At 36.8% G+C, this 19,772-nt stretch carries 14 protein-coding genes and 1 pseudogene; 4 read left to right on the forward strand and 11 right to left on the reverse strand.

The window, feature by feature from the left end:
* Positions 1-10 precede the first annotated feature (10 nt).
* The 4 genes and pseudogenes from B5X53_RS19655 to B5X53_RS12770 form a co-directional block, all read right to left on the reverse strand.
* Positions 11-834 (reverse strand): annotated as a pseudogene (locus tag B5X53_RS19655) (DUF2490 domain-containing protein).
* On the reverse strand, positions 834-2,768 hold the full coding sequence (locus B5X53_RS12760; RefSeq protein ID WP_079713608.1) for a hypothetical protein: 1,935 nt from the start codon (positions 2,766-2,768) through the stop codon (positions 834-836). The pseudogene B5X53_RS19655 and the gene B5X53_RS12760 overlap by 1 nt, the downstream one beginning before the upstream one ends.
* A gap of 284 nt (positions 2,769-3,052) precedes the next feature.
* Entirely contained in the window at positions 3,053-4,918 is a 1,866-nt protein-coding gene (locus B5X53_RS12765; RefSeq protein ID WP_079713609.1) for a DUF389 domain-containing protein, read from the reverse strand.
* Positions 4,919-5,016: 98 nt separating this feature from the next.
* Positions 5,017-6,888: a S9 family peptidase gene (locus B5X53_RS12770; protein ID WP_079713610.1), complete on the reverse strand. Its 1,872-nt coding sequence runs from the start codon at positions 6,886-6,888 to the stop codon at positions 5,017-5,019.
* A 147-nt stretch (positions 6,889-7,035) separates the two neighbouring features.
* On the opposite strand from B5X53_RS12770, the gene B5X53_RS12775 reads away from it, so the two are divergent.
* Positions 7,036-7,476 (forward strand): VOC family protein, encoded by a 441-nt coding sequence (locus tag B5X53_RS12775; RefSeq protein WP_079713611.1) that lies wholly within the window; start codon positions 7,036-7,038, stop codon positions 7,474-7,476.
* Here B5X53_RS12775 and B5X53_RS12780 read toward each other — a convergent pair.
* Positions 7,473-8,285, reverse strand: a complete 813-nt coding sequence (locus B5X53_RS12780) for an HAD family hydrolase (protein WP_079713612.1) — start codon at positions 8,283-8,285, stop codon at positions 7,473-7,475. The two genes, B5X53_RS12775 and B5X53_RS12780, sit on opposite strands and share 4 nt — an antisense overlap.
* Positions 8,286-8,516: 231 nt before the next feature.
* Between B5X53_RS12780 and B5X53_RS12785 the strand changes: the two genes are divergently transcribed.
* A complete protein-coding gene (locus B5X53_RS12785; RefSeq protein ID WP_079713613.1) occupies positions 8,517-10,997 on the forward strand; it encodes a TonB-dependent receptor in 2,481 nt (826 codons plus the stop codon).
* Between the two features lie 62 nt (positions 10,998-11,059).
* A complete protein-coding gene (locus B5X53_RS12790) occupies positions 11,060-12,178 on the forward strand; it encodes a PepSY-associated TM helix domain-containing protein (protein WP_079713614.1) in 1,119 nt (372 codons plus the stop codon).
* Here B5X53_RS12790 and B5X53_RS12795 read toward each other — a convergent pair.
* Together B5X53_RS12795 and B5X53_RS12800 are read right to left on the reverse strand one after the other, a co-directional pair.
* On the reverse strand, positions 12,175-12,531 hold the full coding sequence (locus B5X53_RS12795) for a phage holin family protein (protein ID WP_079713615.1): 357 nt from the start codon (positions 12,529-12,531) through the stop codon (positions 12,175-12,177). The genes B5X53_RS12790 and B5X53_RS12795 overlap by 4 nt on opposite strands.
* A gap of 65 nt (positions 12,532-12,596) precedes the next feature.
* On the reverse strand, positions 12,597-13,229 hold the full coding sequence (locus B5X53_RS12800) for a SanA/YdcF family protein (protein ID WP_079713616.1): 633 nt from the start codon (positions 13,227-13,229) through the stop codon (positions 12,597-12,599).
* A 128-nt stretch (positions 13,230-13,357) separates the two neighbouring features.
* On the opposite strand from B5X53_RS12800, the gene B5X53_RS12805 reads away from it, so the two are divergent.
* Positions 13,358-13,990, forward strand: a complete 633-nt coding sequence (locus tag B5X53_RS12805; protein ID WP_079713617.1) for an NAD(P)H-dependent oxidoreductase — start codon at positions 13,358-13,360, stop codon at positions 13,988-13,990.
* On the opposite strand, the gene ribB is transcribed toward B5X53_RS12805, so the two are convergent.
* From ribB to B5X53_RS12825, 4 genes are read right to left on the reverse strand one after another with little or no spacing between them, the layout of a single operon-like run.
* The gene (gene ribB / locus B5X53_RS12810; protein ID WP_079713618.1) at positions 13,987-15,135 is read right to left on the reverse strand and encodes a 3,4-dihydroxy-2-butanone-4-phosphate synthase; all 1,149 of its coding nucleotides are present in this window, start codon (positions 15,133-15,135) and stop codon (positions 13,987-13,989) included. The genes B5X53_RS12805 and ribB overlap by 4 nt on opposite strands.
* 30 nt (positions 15,136-15,165) lie before the next feature.
* Positions 15,166-16,614 (reverse strand): LptF/LptG family permease, encoded by a 1,449-nt coding sequence (locus B5X53_RS12815; RefSeq protein ID WP_079713619.1) that lies wholly within the window; start codon positions 16,612-16,614, stop codon positions 15,166-15,168.
* A 1-nt stretch (position 16,615) separates the two neighbouring features.
* A complete protein-coding gene (locus B5X53_RS12820; RefSeq protein WP_079713620.1) occupies positions 16,616-17,257 on the reverse strand; it encodes an outer membrane lipoprotein periplasmic chaperone LolA1 in 642 nt (213 codons plus the stop codon).
* Positions 17,258-17,272: 15 nt separating this feature from the next.
* Positions 17,273-19,642, reverse strand: coding sequence for a DNA translocase FtsK (locus B5X53_RS12825; protein ID WP_079713621.1), 2,370 nt, complete (start codon positions 19,640-19,642; stop codon positions 17,273-17,275).
* Positions 19,643-19,772 lie beyond the last annotated feature (130 nt).

The raw sequence follows: 19,772 nt of genomic DNA on the forward strand, positions 1-19,772 counted from the left end.
AGGAAAATTGTTAAAATTCGTTCTCTAAAACCTGTATTTTTTCTTTTTGCTTTTCAATCCTTCTACGGTGAAAATCTAAATTATGGTACACGCTAACTCTTGGTATATGTCTATGCTCAAAACTATTGGGCCCTTCTTTATACCTAAAGGTCCACATATATCCTACCTGTACTTGAATGTTTTCATTTAAAATATAACCAAGGCCAAGGAACATTCGGTTATCTTCTAAATAATCGTAAGTAATAGATTTACCGGCTTGAACAAAAATTTCTTCATAAAAAGAAAGGAATAATGTATTGTTGATTAGCTTATAATTGTTTAGAGGATAATATGCAGTTAATTTATACCGAAATCTATGGCTTAATTTAAATGGAGAATCTTCTATATAATCCCTTTTCCAGCGCTGCTCAAATCTAAATTGATGATTCAACTTTAATCTTTCAAATGGCTGAACAAAACAATTTGCTGCCATAACCTGTATTGCGGTACTACGTTATCCTGATTTGCTAAATTCTGCTCCGGAGCCCAGTAGAAAGGCGTAACAACCCCGGCGGTAAGTTCTACCTTGGGGTTTATTAAATAGGTAAGACCAAACCTAAGATAGATTTGAGCCATATCGTTCACAAAATTATTTCTACGTCTAAAATGGTATTCTCCATAATAGAATAGTTTTTCATTAAGTCTATATTTTGTATAAAGTCCCGTCCATAACCCGGTGGTATGGGTAAATTCTTTATCGTAGTTATTATTTAAAATCGAAGGTTCATTTTCTTCCTGTGCTAATGAAGAAAATGAAATTAAACATACAACGAATAGCGAAAATATTTTCTTCATTACAGGCTTCTAAGTAGTTCTAATTTCTCGTTAAAGGAGTCGGTTCTACGTAATTTTCTCTCCAGGTTTTTTGTATTCTTATCTTCCATAAAAATTAACCTGTCCTGCATTCTTTGTATTGAATTAAACTTTTTAAGGACTTCTTCCGGGTCACGATATGCTGCGCGGGCCTGGTTTTTTAAACCCTCAATAATAGTATTATTAATTTCGTTGTATAAGGTTTTCTTTTTTCTCGCCGGAACCTGATCGCTGTAAGTAAAAGGGTCAAAAGTGTATTCGGTGTATAAAGTATCTATTTCACCTTCTAATTCTGTTATTCTCTCCCCGGTTTCCCAAATAGTTTCCAGAAGTTCTAATTGTCTTAAAATGGAATTTCCCCGCTCTATTTGTATCGCATCATCTTCGGTATCTTCCAGGAAATTATTGACTAATTGCGGAAGGCTGTCCTGGTAAAAATTATTCTTGGTTTGTTTTACAATTTCATCCAGAGCCTCATCATTAAGTTGGTTGCTGTAAAGTTCTTCTATATTTCTTCGGGTGCGTGAAACCTCGTCATTTAACCGGCCAATTTCTTTATCTAAGCGTAAGTCTTCTATGGCTGAGGTAAGACTAATAATTAAACTGTCTGCAAGTTCATTTCTCTTCTTAAAATTCTCTGTAACATAGAGTAAGAAATTATTTGATTCTTCTTCACTGCGGTAATCATAAATAAGCTTTTCTCCCTGCACCATAAGGGTGTCCTGGGCTAACAATTCTTTAGCATAATTCACCAACAGTCCCTCACGATTGTAAAATGGCAACTGTTCTTTATAAAAAATATCGTTCCAGGGTTTTATATATTCATTTAGAGAATCTTGTTTTTGCTTCCATTTTAACGCTTTTTGAATATCAGCATTTTCAACCAGGTTTAGGTTTTCAATTTCCAGGTTGGTGATACTATCTATATTTTTTCGATACTTATTCTCAATTTCCTTCCATTCCTCAAGGGCGTTTTCTTCTTCGCTCTTTAGAGGGTAAAAAGCCCTGTTAGTACCTAACGGAAGTTGCTCCATAGGCTCTATTTGTGGATCGTATTTAAAAATTGCCTTGAAAATATTCTGAATAAGCTTTTCGCCTTTCTTCTGCGCCTTAATGTATTTGGAATTACGGGGATAACCATCACTAAAAGTTAAGCTTAATGGGCGATTTACGAGTTCCACATCGGTTTGCTCATTCGCCAGGGCAGCTTGGAGCCCTTCACTTAATGGATATTTTATTTCTTCAATAGTTCTTCCATTTTCATTGCGTTCCAGGCTTAATAAAATTCCCCTGTCGTAAGTGCGAATTTCCTGGATATCTTCGGTGAAATAATTAAACTCCCAAATTCCATCCATTAATCCGTTCACCATATTTCCTATCACCGAAACACTATCGTTCTCCCGGTTGGCAATAATATAATCGAACTTCCCGGTCATTCTTTGGTTCTGAAACTGGGTTTTCAGATATTCCAGCGTTTTCACCCGATTCCCATCCACGTATAATATAGTTTCCATAAGGAGATCCCCGGCAGGGTAACCATCGCGGTAGGTGACTTCCATAATCTCATCCTCTGTAAGAATATCGTAATCTAATTCCACATCGGAAATCTCATTGATTTTTACAATGTGATGCTTAACTTCATAGCTCCAATCATCAACTTTTTGGTTATTTTCATATTTTCCTTCCCAAAAATTATAGGTAGCAGAAGTTTCAGCCAGGCTATCTTTATTCTCTCTTAAAAAAGAGAATTCACCATCTTTTATTTTCTCATCCTCGTTTGCTAATTTGTAAGTAAACTGAGCTTTTCCTGTAATTCCCGGAATGGGTTGGTAAATACTATCGTAAGAATAATTTTGTCCAGAAACACCGGTGCAAATAAGGTTAATTAAAAAGAGTAGGAGTACAGGTCTCTTCATATTTAGGACTGGTTTAAAGGAAATTTTTATCCAGCCTGAACTACTCAAGTTTTACGCCAACTGAAATAATATGACTAAAGTTTGGCGTTTTTATTAGAATCTAAGAATTTAAAAATAAACTGGTTTTATGTATAAGCATTCAAGCCGCTGACAAATAGGTGTTTATTAAAAATAATGCTTTTAAACAATCACGGGATTAATTAATAAGATTAACACCGGGAATAAGACACTTGCCGAGTTTTCTGCCAAAAATTCTACAAATGTGTTGATATACTTCACAGGTGTTAGAATCCGCGAGCAGAAATCACTTCCAGATTAATAGATTCTCCAATATCTTCTTCTAACTGTTTTTTAATATCCCTAATTTGATCCCCAGTCAGATTTTCAGGGCCAACCAGGGTTAGGGAAACCCGCAAGGGATCTCCAAACCTAACTTTTACATCCCTAATTACCAATTCGTTTACCGTAGAACCTTCTAATTCGCGGGTAATACTGGCTTCTTTTTTAATTCGGTTAAAAGAAAGGGAAAGAGGCACCATCACCATCCCGATTAGAATTAAAGTATAGACCAAACCGAGTTTTGCCCTTTTAAATGGAGCAAAACCAAGGATGAGAAAGGTGATACCGGCAAACATAATAATTCCGGCAAGGTTGGTTAAATACAATAAAAATGCTCCCGAAAATACCTGCCAGTCCCACCAGCCAATTCCAATTCCGGCAACTGCCAATGGCGGTACCAGGGCAACCGCAATGGCTACTCCCGCGAGGCTTTTTGCAATTCCTTCTTTGGCATGCGCGTAAGCTGCAGCAACTCCGGAGGCTACTGCAATTCCCATATCTAAAAGCGTGGGCGATAGACGCGCATCAATTTCAGAAGTAATTAATTTTATTGGAATTATAAGGGTAACACCCGACGAGAATAAAAGCGAAACCCCGGTTCCAATTAAAATGGTGATTATTCCTCTTTTCAGCATATTGGTATCGTAACGTACCATTCCCATCGCGAAAGAAACGATAGGAGAAATAATAGGGGCCAAAATCATCGCCCCTATTATTACCGGTGACGAATCAGCGAACAATCCAAAAGTGGCGATAAGAGTTGAAAGAATCATCATTACCACATAAATAGAACTGGATTTTGAGTTTTCTCGCAAAACCTTAAATAATTCCTGAAATTCTTCGGTTGTGGCGCGGGGTAGAATTGGTATGGTACGTTTGGTTAATTCCTCACGTTTTTCGCCGGTGGGCAGAGTATCGGTCTTGTTACTCTTTTTTAAATTAGCTTCATCTTTCTCGGTGCAATATTTACTGGCCTGCGCCAGGCAAAGCGATTCTGGTTCTACCCTAAGTGATATTTCTTTGGCCTTCTCTTTTTCTCCATCTATGGTGAATTCAATATCAGAAGAATTTTTAATTTCCAGGTTGGCAATTTTTATTCTTCCAATAAAAGGAGGCGTTTTATCTAATTGTTTTCCGCCGGGAAGTAAACTGCGCAATAAAAACCATATTAACTGTAATAAATTAGTAGGCGATATTATAAGTGCAGTAAACATCCCGTCGTTCAAAGAACTTTCTGAAACGAGTCTCCTGGCCACAACCGAGCTTAAAGCATGTTCCACTACAATTATTCCCAGGGCTGAGGTATGAATTATTTTTTCACCTTCTGAGCTTATAACATAGGAGTTATGTGAAAGGGAAGATAAATGCCGTATATTCTTGAAAAAGGTATAAACTTCTCTTACAAAGTTGTTGTTTTGGTGATCTTCAGTAAAAATAAAAACATTCCCAATATTAACCGACTGGAATATGGGAATATCATTACAATAGAGCATATCTAAAGTATGTGCTTCTTCATTTTCAAGAATTTCTTTTATAACTTCCTTCGGGTCATTGGCAATTCCCAAACCTTTGGTGGTATACGTATTCTCGGGGTGAGGGAGAATTCCAACTTTTTGATTTTGCTTCGCAGCTTTTGGTAAAAATTCTCTTAGGAACTCATCGCTTAAATAAGTAATTACTATATCGTTTTTTCCTGCTTCAAATTCGGTTTCGGGGTAATCTATGGTTTGTTTTTCGGTATTTTCTAATAGAGGAAAAATATCATTTTCCACAGTTTCCCTATCATCAGGATGATGTAAAATATACAGCATAGTTTTTTATTGCGATTGCACCGCCAAGATAAGGCTTTTTGAAACCGGCACTAAAAGTTTAACCTGAGTTTTTGAGTTCTCCCTAAGAACAGCACGAGTTATTCTTCTTCTTTTAAGTATTTATCTAAAAATTGTCTTATTTGCCTGTAGCCTTCAATTTCATTTTCTTTTTTAATAAACCCATGACCTTCATCTTCAAAAACTACATACTCTACAGGAACATTATTTTCTTTTAATGCAGCAACAATTTCATCTGATTCTACCTGAAGTACCCTCGGGTCGTTAGCACCCTGTAAAACCATTACCGGATTTTTAACCTGTTCAGCGTGAAAAAGCGGTGATTTATTATATAGAGCAACCGAATCTTTTACTGGATCCCCCATTTCTTCGTAAAGCGCTTCGCGGAAGGCTTCCCAGTAGGGAGGAATAGATTTTAAGGTACGCAACCAGTTGGTTACACCAAAAATGTTTACTCCGGCTTTAAATTCATCAGGGGTAAAAGTCATTGCCGCCATCGTCATATAACCGCCATAGCTGCCCCCAATAATTCCTATTTTTTCTGATTCTATGTATTCCTGCTCCTGAAGCCATTTTTTACCCCAAATACAGTCTTTTAAATCTTCCTCTCCGTGTTTTTTATCGTCCATTTTAAAGAATGTCTTTCCATAGCCGCTACTACCACGATTATTTACCGCCAATATTGCATAACCCTGATTTACTAAATATTGAATTAAAGCAGAATAACCAACCCGCGATTGGCCTCCCGGGCCGCCGTGAACCCACACCAGGGCGGGAACTTTGTTGTTTTCTGTAGCTTGATGAGGTTTATAATAAATAGCTGGAATTTCCAACCCATCAAAAGATTCGTAACGAACTATTTCAGCTGAAACCAAGTCTTCTGGATTGATTTCGGGATTTAAAGTATTGGTTAATTTTTTTAATTCTCCCGATGAAAAATTATAAACGTACAGATTGTTAGGTGCTTTTGCTGTTCCAATGGTAAGCCGCATCAGTTCTTCACTATCTGAAATATTTACGGCCACAATATCTTCATTTTCCATATCTGGAAGGTCTACTTCTTCCCCGGTGTCGTTATTTTCAATAATCAAACTGTTTTTTCCATCTTCATTAATTCCTATCACCCTGTACTTATCATTTTCACTAAGATAACTGTACATTACATCCCAGTCTGTCTCAAATAAATTGCTGCTTTCTTTAGTTTCAAGATTATATTCTATTAAACTTTTAAATTCCCGTCCCTCGTTGGTGATATAATAGAAATATCCATCATTTTTATCAAAACCGGAAGCCGAATATTCAGCAGATTTTTCTGAAAGTTCAGTCATTTCTTCGGTTTCTAAATTGTATATATAAAGTTTATTCTCACTGGTGGTAATGGCTTTGGTAAGAGCAATTAATTTCCCGTGGTGGGAGATATCTTCAAAAGAAAGGTTTTCTTCATTTTTATAAATTAACTCACTTTCCTTGTTTTCCATATCCATTTTATACAGATCAAAAAATTGTGGATTCCTTTTATTTGAAAGATAGTAGAAGCCGGTTTTCTCCTTATCCCAGCCAGCAAATTGTGCCTTTTCATTTTCTCCCGGTGTTAAATCGGTAGAAGTTCCATTTTCCTCCAGCAGGTAAATATGACTGATTTCATTTCCGCCTTTATCTGCCGAATAAAGAATATTCTCAGAATCTGGTACATAATCAATAGCGAAATAAGAGTCCTCTTCAGACGAAGTAATTTGTTTCATTTCTTCGGAAGAAATAACAATTTCATACAAATTAAAAATTCCGCTTTTATCTGAACTTACTAGTAATTTATCTTCGTCAGGAGAAAAGTAACCTCCGCCTATGCGGGTGTTTTCATAAAACTGTTCAATAGTATAATCTTCTGGTTGCCGGGTTTCCTGTGCAAATACTGGAAGGCTGCAAAACGCCAGTAAGTAAACAATATATTTCATAATTATAAGTTTTGGTTGGTTATGTAGTTAGATAGTCAGTAATTTAGTTAATCTAAATTTACGTAATTTTCGCTGAAAACCTTCTGATAGCCCGTTTTTTGCAAAAAGTGGGGTTTATCACTATTTTAAAGAAAAAATCAACTCATTATGAAAAATAAAAATCTTCCAACAATAATCTTATTTTCAGCTACTACGGCTTCAAAAGATTTTAATTTTAGAAAAGATCACGATACCATTAGGGTTAAAGACTTAAAAACTTCTGTAGATTTCTATGGTAGTATTTTAGGTCTGGAACAAATTTCCAACGGCGGATTAGGAGATCACATAAAATGGCTTCAGCTAAACAACGGTGTGCAGTTGCACCTTGTAGAAAGCGAAGAAGTAGTAGAAAAAAACAAGGGTGTGCATACCGCTTTTAATACCGATAAATTATCTGAATTTATGGAGTTCTTACGGTTTAAAAATATTCCTTTTGAAAACTGGAAAGGAGAAAAAAATACGATTACAAACCGTCCTGATGGGGTTAAGCAAATTTATTTTCAGGATCCCGATGGGTACTGGATTGAGGTGAACGACAGTAAGATTTAACTTTTTACCGCATACTCCTTTTTAAGCAAGCCAAGTTCTTCTATGGTTTTTAAAACCCCGTTTTCGTTATTATCAAAATTGGTTAAATACTTACTTGCTTTAATAATTTCGGGATGCGCGTTTTTCATCGCGTAGCTGTATTTTGCGTTTTGCATCATTTCCAGGTCGTTGAGGTAATCTCCAAAAACCAGGGTTTCTTCAGGAGAAATATTTAACTCTTCCTGGATACCGCTAATAGCATTTCCTTTATTTGCAGTAATTGAAGTAATATCTATAAACACGTGCGCAGCAATTGCCACTTTATAATCATTTACAAATTCTTCTAAATTTGGGTAGGTGTTTTCTTCTACCCCATTAAAATTGCAAAAAGTCACTTTTAAAAAGGTATCCTCTACTTGAGTTAGATCGTCTACTTTTTCTATCTTTTTGTAAAATTTATTGATCTCGTTAAAGAAACTATCATCTTTACTTTCTATGTACGCCGAATTTTTCCCGCAAAGTACCAAATGAGTATGGGAAAGTTCCCTGCCTTTTCTTACAAAATCCATTGCGGCTGCTTTGTCTAAAGGGTTTACGTAAAGGTCTTTTCCTTTATGAACAACGTGGGTGCCATTTTCAGCAAAAAACATCATTCGGTCTTTAATCCTGTCAAATTTGCTCTCAAGATTGTAAAACTGCCGTCCGCTGGCCACAGCGAACATTATTCCTTTATCATTAAGTAATTCTTCTATTTCCCAAAAATCCGGATGTATCTCATGCTGATCATTCAACAAAGTTCCATCCATATCAGTCACAATCAATTTTATCATAGCGTAAAATTAAGCTGCAAATATAAAAGATTAGAATGGGGTAGAAGTTAAGAAAGCATCAAATGTACTTTTAACTAAATAGAATTTTTTGATGTATGTGTTTGACACACATAAATCTGTAATCTCTACCATTATTTTTATTTAAAATAATTATAAATAAGCTTTTAAAAAAGAGATTTGGTTTTTACATTTGCCTCATATTTAAAACCAATCTAAATAAAGATAATAGAAATGAAGCTTAAAAGTAGCCTGGTTATGTTCTTCCTTTTTGCTATTCAAATTAGCATTGCCCAAAATACCGGTGCAATAGAAGGAAACGTGGTAAATAATGCAGCAAACCCGCTGTCTAATGTGAATGTTGAAGTTAAAGGTCTTCAAATTGGCGACGAAACCAATAATAGGGGAGAATTTATTTTAAGAAATATTCCGGAAGGAAATTACACCTTGCAAATTTCTTATGTAGGTTACGAAACCCAGAATTTAAAAGTTAGCGTACAATCCGGCGCTACTACTAATCTTCCTTCTATTGTTTTATTGGGAAAAGAAGAAGAATTAGGAACCGTTGTTGTAAGGGGAAATGGGAACGGGAATAAGTTTACCCGGAATACCAGCGTAAGCGTAGCAAAAATGCCACTTAAAAAGATCGAAAATCCGCAGGTTTACAATAATATCACTGCTGAACTTTTACAGGAACAGGTAATTACCAATTTTGATGATGCGATTAAAAACGCTTCAGGTCTTACCAAACTTTGGGAATCTACAGGCCGTGGAAACGACGGAGCAGGATATTTTTCCCTAAGAGGATTTCCCGTGCAACCAACCCTGGTTAACGGTTTGCCGGCCTTAACCAATGGTAGCCCCGATCCGGCAAATATGGAAAATATAGAAGTAATAAAAGGTCCATCTGGAACGCTCTACGGAAGTAGCCTTGTTTCTTACGGTGGATTGATCAATATCACCACCAAAAAACCTTATAATTATTTTGGAGGGAATGTTTCTTACACACTTGGTAGCTTCGGACTTAACCGTGTAACTGCCGATGTAAATACTCCGTTGGATGAAACCGGTGATGTTGCTTTAAGAGTAAACACGGCTTACCATACAGAAAACAGCTTCCAGGATGCCGGCTTTAATAAATCTTTATTTGTTGCGCCTTCGTTAAGCTATAAAGTAAATGACAAACTTTCGTTTTTTGTAAATACTGAATTTTATGATTCAGAAAGTACAAATCCTTTGATGCTGTTTGTAGATAGAGGTGCGCCGCTTAAAGCTACTAATATTGCAGAATTAGGCTATAATAACGAGCTTTCTTACACCAGTAACGATCTTACGGTAGAAAATCCCACGTTTAGCCTGCAAGCACAAATGAATTACGAACTTTCTGATAGTTGGACTTCCCAAACCGCGGTTTCTACAGGTTCTGCAAAAGCACTAGGGAACTATTCATATTTATATGAAACCACCCAGTTTAACCAGGGTAGAGAAGAAGTTTCGGGAGATGTAACAAACTTAGACGAAGGACTTGTTTTTACGCGATATATAAGTAATCAAAATTCTACCACGATAAGTAATGATATTCAGCAGAACTTTATCGGGGATTTCGAAATCGCAGGAATGCGAAACCGCACCGTTGTTGGTTTAGATTACTTCAATAGAAAAGTGATAGACAACAATAGCGGATATGTAGGAAATGGCGAAGTTTATATTGGTAATGCCAGCCTTCAAAATGTAAACGAAAGTGTTTATGATATTTACGAGCCGGAAAATTATATCACGAGTTACGATAGCGGAATTCTGAGTAAAGAAGGAGTAGCCGGTTTATTGGAAAACGTTAATAGAAATAATAATATAGCTGAAGAAGATATTTACAGTGCCTATATTTCTAACGTGCTTAATTTTACTCCACAGCTTGCTTTAATGACGAGCTTAAGATTAGACCAGTTCGAAACTGAAACTAACAGTCAGACGGCACTTTCACCAAAATTCGGATTGGTTTATCAGCCGGTTGTAGATAAAGTGGCGCTTTTCGCAAATTATATGGACGGATTTAGCAATGTAGGTCCACGACAGGTAGATAATCTGGAAACCGGAGAAACAAGGACTATAGTTTTTGATCCTGAAAGAGCAAAACAGTTTGAAGTGGGAACTAAATTAAACCTGCTTAAAAATCATCTTTCTGCGACCTTAAGTTATTACGATATCCAGGTTTCTAATATGGTAATGCAGGATGTTGAAAATCCTTTTAATCTTGTTCAGGATGGAGAGCAGTACAGCCGCGGATTTGAAGCCAGTATTACCGCCAGCCCTTTTGAAGGTTTAAATTTAATCGCAGGCTTTAGTCATAATGACAGTGAGTTAACCGAATCTGATCAAACTGATTTTCTTGGAAGAAGACCGGAATCAGCGGGACCTGAAACCCTGGCTAATTTCTGGGCGAGCTACCGTTTTGTAGTGGGAGATCTTGAAGGTTTCGGAATTGGTTTCGGTGGAAACTATGCCAGCGAGAATATGATCTTTAACCGTCAAACCGCCGGAGTTTTTACCCTACCTTCTTACACGATTTTAAACGCTTCTTTATTTTATAATGTAGATAAATTTGGAATCAACCTGAAGTTGAATAATCTTACCAACGAAGAATATTATACCGGGTGGTCTACGATTAACCCACAAAGACCAAGAAATTTTGCGGCGAGTTTAACTTATAATTTCTAATAAAATTTAAATAATATGGTCACCATCAAAATTGTTTTGAGTTTTGGTGGTGGCCTGTTTATATGCAGAAAAAGACAAAAAATAAAGGTATAAAAAAGTGGATTGCTAAACTTCACCTGTGGCTGGGACTTGGTTCCGGTCTTATTGTTTTTATAGTGGCTGTTACCGGCTGCATTTTTGTTTTTCACGACGAGATTAAAGACATTACCCGCGATTATCGCAAAGTTACTCCCCAGGCTTCAGCATTTGTAGCGCCCTCAAAACTTCAGAATAAAACAAAAGAGCTTTTTCCTCAAAGCCAACCGGGAATGGTTGTGTACCAGGGCAAAGAGCGCTCGGCTTTTGTTTATTCTGTGATAGATGAGGTGCCGCATCACATTTACTTCAATCCTTATTCTGCAGAATTCCTTCAGAGAGAAAACCTGGGAGATGACTTTTTTCTTATTGTAGAAGATTTGCATATGCATCTTTGGCTTCCGGAGAAAATAGGAAAACAGGTGGTGGGGATTTCCACGCTTATCTTTGTTTTTATGCTTATTTCAGGAATAGTACTATGGTGGCCGAAAAAGCGTAAAAACCTAAAGAAACGACTCCAAATTAGATGGAATGCAAAATGGCGCCGTGTAAATTACGACTGGCATAGCATAACCGGATTATATATTTCGCTTCTGGCTTTGTTTATAGCTATTATGGGACTTAGTTTTTCTTATGAATGGATGAACCACGGGCTTTATGACCTTGCCAATTTATGGCAGGAAAAACCGGAGGATGAATTAAATATTCAGTTTGAAGATGCCGAGTATTCTGAAAATGCATTGGATATCGCCGTAGCTAAAACCTTAAGACAAAGGCCTGAAGATGAAATGTTCTTTGTTTGGGAGCAGGGTGGAAGAGCGCCAATAACAACAGGTTCTTATCCCGAGGCGATGGATTATGATCATCAATCCAACTTTTACTTTCATCCTGAAACAGGCGAATTATTAAAAAATCACGAATATTCCAGCAAAAGTGCCGGGATGAAATTGCAGGAAATGACTTTTGGGTTACATACCGGGCAGTATTTTGATTTACCCGGAAAAATTATAGCCTTCTTTTTAAGCTTGTTTGTAGCCGCACTTCCCCTAAGCGGATTTATGATCTGGTTTGGACGAAAAAATAAAAAAAACAAGCAAAAAGCTTAAAAAAGTATCCAGTCTACAATACCGCCTACAATAGCAATAAAAACGGCTAGCCATAACGAAGGAAGAAAACCTTCTGTTTTAAAATCGTCACTAAATTGGTCGGCAATTTCAATAATAATCGCGTATGCAATTACCCTTGTGATAAATCCTAATCCCAGGAAATAAAAAAGCCCGAAGGTGGCTACGTTTAGCAATAAAGTGAGCACCCAACTTAATAAAAAACTCAGCACCCCAATAATTAAAGCTACAATAATAGCAGTTTTGAAACCATCCAGTTTCACTTTAGGCATCATATTAGCCGCGGCGAGTAAAACCAGGGCGTCTATAACAATATGTACTATCCATTGCAGCATAGTCTTAAATGTTTTGGTTAGGTTATTTAAAGATAGAAAAAAATAGCCAAAAGCTGAAAGCTATTTTATTTAGGTTGTTTTTCCAGCGTGGTAGGTTCCTGATTGGTAATAATTTCCCAAATAGCTTTAAAATTAGCAAGTTGTTCCCGGCGCTTGATTGTTTCTGAAGAAGTATATGCAACGGGCGCGGCTTCTAGACCTTTATATTCAGCATCCAGGTTTTTAGCAATATAAAGGCTTCTGGGTAGGTGAAATTTCTGCGTTATTACTATGGCGTCTTCAATATCAAAAACCGATTTTGCTCTAAACATACTATCGTAAGTGTCAAACCCCGAGTGATCTAAAATAATATCTTCGGGAGAAACGCCTTTTTTCACTAAATGATTTTTAATAGCATTTACTTCATCATAATCATCAGTCCTATGATCGCCGCTTACCAGGAAATTTTCAATCTTATTAAGTTTGTAAAGTTGATAAGCAGTTTCTACCCGGTCTTCAAGAATTGGGGATAATTTTCCATCAGAATGTACACTTGCGCCAAGAATTATCCCTGTTTTAGCTGAAGGAATTTCGGTAATTTCAGAATAAATTAGGTTTGAAGTCTCTTTTTGCACATAGGCTTCTAATCCAAAAATTATTAGGATGCTTATAATAACAAAAAGTGCAAAAGCAAGAATTAATTTTCTAAACAACTTCATAGGGCGGCGCCAATTATAAAACGAAGATAAAGAATTATAGTTTACCTATGTGTTTAATTTATAGAGGAAACTTTATGTATAAAAAGTGATTGATTACCTTTGAAATTCTTAAAAAGAATACTTGAAACATGAGCAATATAAAAGCTTTACAATGGCGTTATGCTACAAAAAAGTTCGATCCTGAAAAAATACTCTCTATAGAGAAAATAAACATTCTTAAAGAAGCTTTTAATTTAACTGCCACATCTTATGGCTTACAACCTTTAAAAATGGTTGTTGTTCGCAATAAAGAATTGCAGGAACAATTAAAAACCGCCTCCTGGGAACAGCAACAGTTAAATACTGCTTCTCATGTTTTAGTGATTTGTATTGAAAAAAAAGTAGATAAAAATTTTATTGAAAAATACTTCAAAAGGGTAAAACATATACGCGAAACTCCAGATGATATTTTAGATCCTTTTAAAAGATCTCTGGTTGAAAGTTTTGAATCTAAGGCGGAAGAAGAAGTGCACGCCTGGGCTATAAATCAGGCTTATTTAACTTTAGGAACACTTTTAACCGTTTGTGCTACCGAGGAAATAGATGCCTGCCCAATGGAGGGTTTTAAACCCGATAAATATGATGAACTCCTTAAATTAAGCGATCATAATTTAAGGTCGGTATTGGTTTTACCGGTAGGTTATCGCGCAGAAGACGATATGTTTTCTGAATTTAAAAAGGTGAGAAGACCTTTAGATGATGTAATTATTGAAGTAAATTAATAATTAACGTACCGGGTAATTTCAAGTCCGTAGCCAATCATACCAACACGCTTGGTTTGTTGGGAATTAGAAAGCAACTTGATTTTATGAATTTCCAGGTCGTGCAGAATCTGGGCACCGATTCCAAAATCTTTATTATCCATATTAATTGGCGGAGCTTTAACTTCGCCTTTTTTCTGTCGTTCTTTTAGCTCTGCAAGGCGTGGCAATAAATTTAAAGATTGTAAGGCAGGATTTATAAAAACAATTGCTCCGCGGCCTTCTTCGTTAATAGCCCTGAACATATTATCCAGTTTCTTGTCGGCGTCATTGGTTAGTGTTCCTAGAATGTCGTTATTAATCAAGGTAGAATTTACCCTAACCAGAATTTCTTCATTATTTTTCCAGCTACCTTTTGTAAGTGCCAAATGAACCTGGTTATTTGTAGTCTGGCGATAAGCTCTTAATCTAAATTTTCCAAAACGGGTATCCAGATCAAAATCTTCCTTCTTTTCAATTAAAGAATCATGTTGCATTCTATAAGCTACTAAATCTTCAATTGAAACTATTTTAAGATCGAATTTTTGCGCAACTTCCACTAACTCCGGAAGCCTGGCCATTGACCCATCTTCGTTCATTATCTCAACAATAACTCCTGCAGGTTCAAAACCGGCGAGCCTGGCAAAATCTATTGCAGCTTCGGTATGTCCTGTTCTTCGTAATACACCGCCTTCTTTCGCTTTAAGCGGAAATATATGCCCGGGACGGTTAAGGTCTATAGGTTTGGTTTCTGGATCTATTAAAGATTGAATGGTTTTAGCCCTGTCTGAAGCTGAAATTCCCGTGGTCACACCTTTTCCTCGCAAATCTACCGAAATGGTAAAACCGGTTTCCATAGGATCGGTATTGTTGCTCACCATCATTTCCAGTTTCAGGTTTTTGCAACGTTCTTCGGTAATTGGTGCGCAAATGAGTCCGCGGCCGTGAGTAGCCATAAAGTTAATCATTTCCGGAGTCACCTTTTCTGCGGCTGCAACAAAATCTCCTTCATTCTCCCTGTCTTCATCATCTACCACAATAATTACCTTCCCTTCACGAATATCGTCTATTGCTTCCTGGATGCTGTGAAGTTTAAGGGGAGTTTGGGTAGTGGTTTCCTGAGCCATGTTGTGTGTTATTTTGGGCTGCAAAGATATTTAATCTATTTTTCTTTTCGGCTTAATAATACCAGCTTTTTTAAGAGCTTTGCGGATAGGTTCAGTAATATTATCAAAAGCAAAAAGACCCTGGTCTGTAGTAGCCCTATAGGTAAGGTAAATTCCCAACGGCAGCATAATTAATGTAGAAAGCCAGGTGGCCAAGAACGGACTTACACTACCATCTTCAGCACTGTTTTTAGCAAATATGCCAATAAAGTGGTAGGTAAGAAAAAGTAAAATTGCTACAACCATAGGTAAACCCATTCCTCCTTTTCTAATTATGGCACCTAAAGGTGCACCTACAAAAAATAAAATAATACAGGCTGCTGCCAGTACGTACTTTTCGTGTAGGGCTATTTCAAATTTATTAAGTTGTTTGGTAGAATTCTTTAATTCAGATTTTTTAATATTTAGATGCGAAAGAGCGCCATTTATAGACCCAAGGGATAGATTAACAATTTGAACAGCCTGGTAGATATCGTATTCTTCTAGAATAGTACTTTCTATCTCTTTTATGGAATCTGACGGATTAAGATTTACTTCAATTTTATCAAAATCTGTACGGCGGTACATATTTTCACTAAGATTTCTTTTCTTTTCGTTATGGGAAGTAGAAAATGAATCTATACTCTGCTTGAGTTCAGAAATATTAAGCATTCCCTGGGTGTTACTGTAACTTTCATCTTCCAGGTCTACGTTATTAAAATCTGAAAGATCCAGGTTTATGGTATATTCTTCAAAATAACTCTTGGCAAAGGGTTTATTCCTTCTTTTTGAATAATCTGATGGTTGAATTTCGTCGTAATAATTACCGTCTTTTAGAATTAGGGAAAGTACATCAGAATCTGTGCTACCCATTAATTCCCCTTCCTTAGCTTTCATCACAGTAAAGTTTCCGCTGCGGGCTGTTTTTTTATGGATAATAACATCGGTTAGATATTCACCATTATCACCACTTTTATCATCTACTTTAATATTTATAGTTCCTAAATCGTTAAAAACACCTTCGGTAATGGCCATTGCCGGTTTTAATTTGGCAATATTCTTTCTGAGGTTTATAGATTTATATTCAGCGGCGGGGATTACATTATTTGCAAAAAAGAAAGCGGTAACACTCACTAGTAGAATGAAGAAAGTTAAGCTACGCATCGCTCTTTGAAGTGAAATCCCGGAAGATTTCATTGCTGCAAACTCATAATTTTCAGCAAAATTACCAAAAGTCATTATGGAAGTAAGCAGAATGGTAAGAGGTAAAACCAGTGGCACCAGTTTAGGAGAAAAATAAAGAAGGAATTTGAAAATTATTTCGGTATCCAAATCTTTTCCTGCCAGTTCACCTATGTACAACCAAATGGTTTGGAGTACAAAGATGAACATTAGGATGATAAAAACTGTAAAAAACGTTTTTAGGTAACTGGTGAGTATGTACCGGTCTAATATTTTCAATTTAGTCTAATCTATTGATGTAAAAATCTTCGTAACGATCTTCTTCAAAGGTAAAAAGGTTTTGTGCCAGTTCCTGGTCGGTTTTAAAGCTTTTTACGGTAATAGTTATCTTGGTATTATTATCCTGGGTTTGGATAAGATTATAAATATGTTTGGTTTGGCTATCTATTCCCAATAGGATATTCTTAACCTCGGCATCACTATCTTTTGGCGTTAATTTTACATACTGAATTTTACGACCATTTAAATTTTGAGCGGCGTCCATCTCATAGGTATAACCTTCTTCATAAAAAGTAAACATTTTTGACGGAGTAATATTATTTTCTTCCTCTTCAACATAGGTAGAAATATTTATCTCTTCATCTTCAGGAATAATGGTGTAAATCTTCTCTCCATCAAACATTTGGGTAGTCCCCATTAGATTCAGTACATATTTTTCCCCTTTAATACTTACATCCCCACGCGTTTCCTGGTTTACATTCGCAGCATTATTTTGTAGGGTGTATTTAAAGTCTATCACCATATTGTCATAGCTTTTAACCTTCGAAGAAACTTCGTTTAAAAGATTTTCGGCTTTTTGAGAATTCTGGGCATTTAAGCTAATGGTGAAAACAGCGAGCGTAATAAAAATTAAATTTTTCATTTTAGTAATAGGGTATTATTCTTCATTTAATAATTGATCTAAGGCTGCAAGATCGGTCACTAAAACCTGTCGGGCTTTACTTCCTTCAAAAGGTCCTACAATGCCGGCTGCTTCTAATTGATCTATGATCCTGCCGGCGCGATTGTACCCTAATTTTAGTTTACGTTGCAGCAAAGAAGCGGAGCCTTGTTGAGCGGTAACGATCACCTCGGCGGCTTCCCTAAAGAGTTTATCTCTTTCGCTAACATCTATATCAACACCTGTGCCACTATCGTCGGCTTCGTAAGCCGGAAGTTGATGCGCCTCGGGATATGCTTTTTGAGAGCCGATAAATTCGGTTATTTTATCAACTTCAGGAGTATCTACAAAAGCACACTGTAAACGCCTTAATTCATTCCCCTGGGTGAAGAGCATATCTCCACGCCCAATTAGCTGATCTGCCCCCTGGCCGTCTAAAATCGTCCTGGAATCTATTTTTGAAGTTACCCTGAATGCGATCCTTGCCGGGAAGTTTGCTTTTATAATCCCCGTAATTACATTTACCGATGGTCTTTGTGTAGCAATTATTAAGTGTATTCCAATCGCACGGGCCAGCTGTGCTAAACGGGCAATTGGGGTTTCTACTTCTTTCCCGGCGGTCATTATTAAATCGGCAAATTCATCTACTACCAATACGATATATGGAAGGAATTTATGGCCGTTCTCGGGATTTAATTTTCTGGCTTTAAACTTAACGTTGTATTCTTTAATATTACGAACCATAGCGTCTTTAAGCAGCTCGTAACGATTATCCATTTCAATACATAAAGAATTTAGCGTATTGATCACCTTTGTGTTATCGGTAATAATCGCATCTCCCGAATCCGGTAATTTAGCGAGATAATGTCTTTCAATTTTATTGAAAAGCGTGAGTTCTACTTTTTTAGGATCTACCAGCACAAATTTTACTTCAGCAGGATGTTTGCTGTAGAGTAGGGAAGTAAGAATAGCATTCAAGCCAACCGATTTACCCTGGCCTGTAGCACCGGCCATAAGCATATGTGGCATTTTTGCCAGGTCTACCACAAAAGTTTCGTTAGAAATGGTTTTTCCCAGTGCCATTGGTAATTCCATTTCTGCATTCTGAAATTTTGGTGAAGCGATTACCGAACGCATAGAGACAATAGTCGCGTTTTTATTGGGAACTTCAATACCAATAGTTCCTTTACCGGGAATTGGCGCAATAATTCGAATTCCCAAGGCTGAGAGAGAAAGCGCAATATCGTCTTCCAGGTTTTTGATTTTTGAAATCCTAATTCCTGCCTCCGGCACAATTTCGTATAGTGTTACCGTTGGGCCAACCGTAGCTTTAATTTGAGCAATCTCAATTTTGTAGTTTTTAAGCGTGTCTACAATTCGGTTTTTGTGTTCTTCAAGCTCTTCCTGGTCTACCGTAATGCCGCCACCATATTCCTGAAGCAAATCCAGGGTTGGGAATTTATAATTACTCAGTTCTAAAGTGGGATCAAATTCCCCAAAATCTTTTACAATTTTATTACTGATTTTATCCTCATCCAACTCTTCTTCCTGGGCCGTTTCTACTTCCATTTCTACCTCTTCAGGCTCAACCGGTCTGGGTTTTGGAGTAGGAGCCGGTTTTTCTTCTTTTGGCGGCGTGGTATCCAGTTTTATTTCTGCTGAAGATTTTTCAGCGGGTTTTTCAGTTTTTGGGATTGATTTTTCTTTCCAGTCGGTTTCTTCTTCTGTAGCTGAAAGTTCTTCTTTATTCGATTGAAATTCTTTGTTTAGACTGTCTTTTTTAGACTTCAGAAATCCTCCTATTAATTCGGGAGTAAGATTCAGTCTTAAAGTTAAATAAGCAGTGAAGAGGAATAGCATTAATAAAATCGTTCCGAAGAAACCTAAATAGTCCTGAAGAAAATCGTTCATTTCAAACCCAATTCTACCACCCAGAAGCGGATTTTCTGCAGCGAAAAATCCGAAGAAAATAGCCAGCCAAAGCATAATTAAAATGCCCCAAAACCAGGATTCTCTAAGTTTTGTAGATTTTACGTCAAGAAAAAGATGAAAACCGGTGTAGCTTACCAAAATTGAAAAGATAAACGCGGCAATGCCAAAACCCTGGTACATAAAAAAGTCGCTTACCGCGGCGCCAAATTTACTTAGCCAGTTTTTGGTTTCTATTTCCCGGTTTGAGAATTCACCAAGCGTACTCTGGTCTACCTGCCAGTTGAATAGAAAGGAAATGAATGCAACGCTTAGCGCTAGGCCAAATAACATTAAGAAACTGCCTAAAACTACCTTTTGTTGCCGGTTAAGTTTAAAGGAAAATTTAGTCGACTTTTTCCCGGTGCTTGTTTTAGTCCTGGTTTTCTTTTTGGCCATAGATGATTTGTAGGATTTTGAGCAAAAATACAAATTAGCCCCGTCTAAAATAAAGAAAATTGCTTTCAGTTTATCGGGCGCTGTCTTGTATGCTTAAACGTTCAAATCTAAGCAATTATTTTTTGAGAAG

The sequence above is a fragment of the Salegentibacter salinarum genome, assembly GCF_900168115.1.
In the GTDB taxonomy this organism is placed as follows: domain Bacteria; phylum Bacteroidota; class Bacteroidia; order Flavobacteriales; family Flavobacteriaceae; genus Salegentibacter; species Salegentibacter salinarum.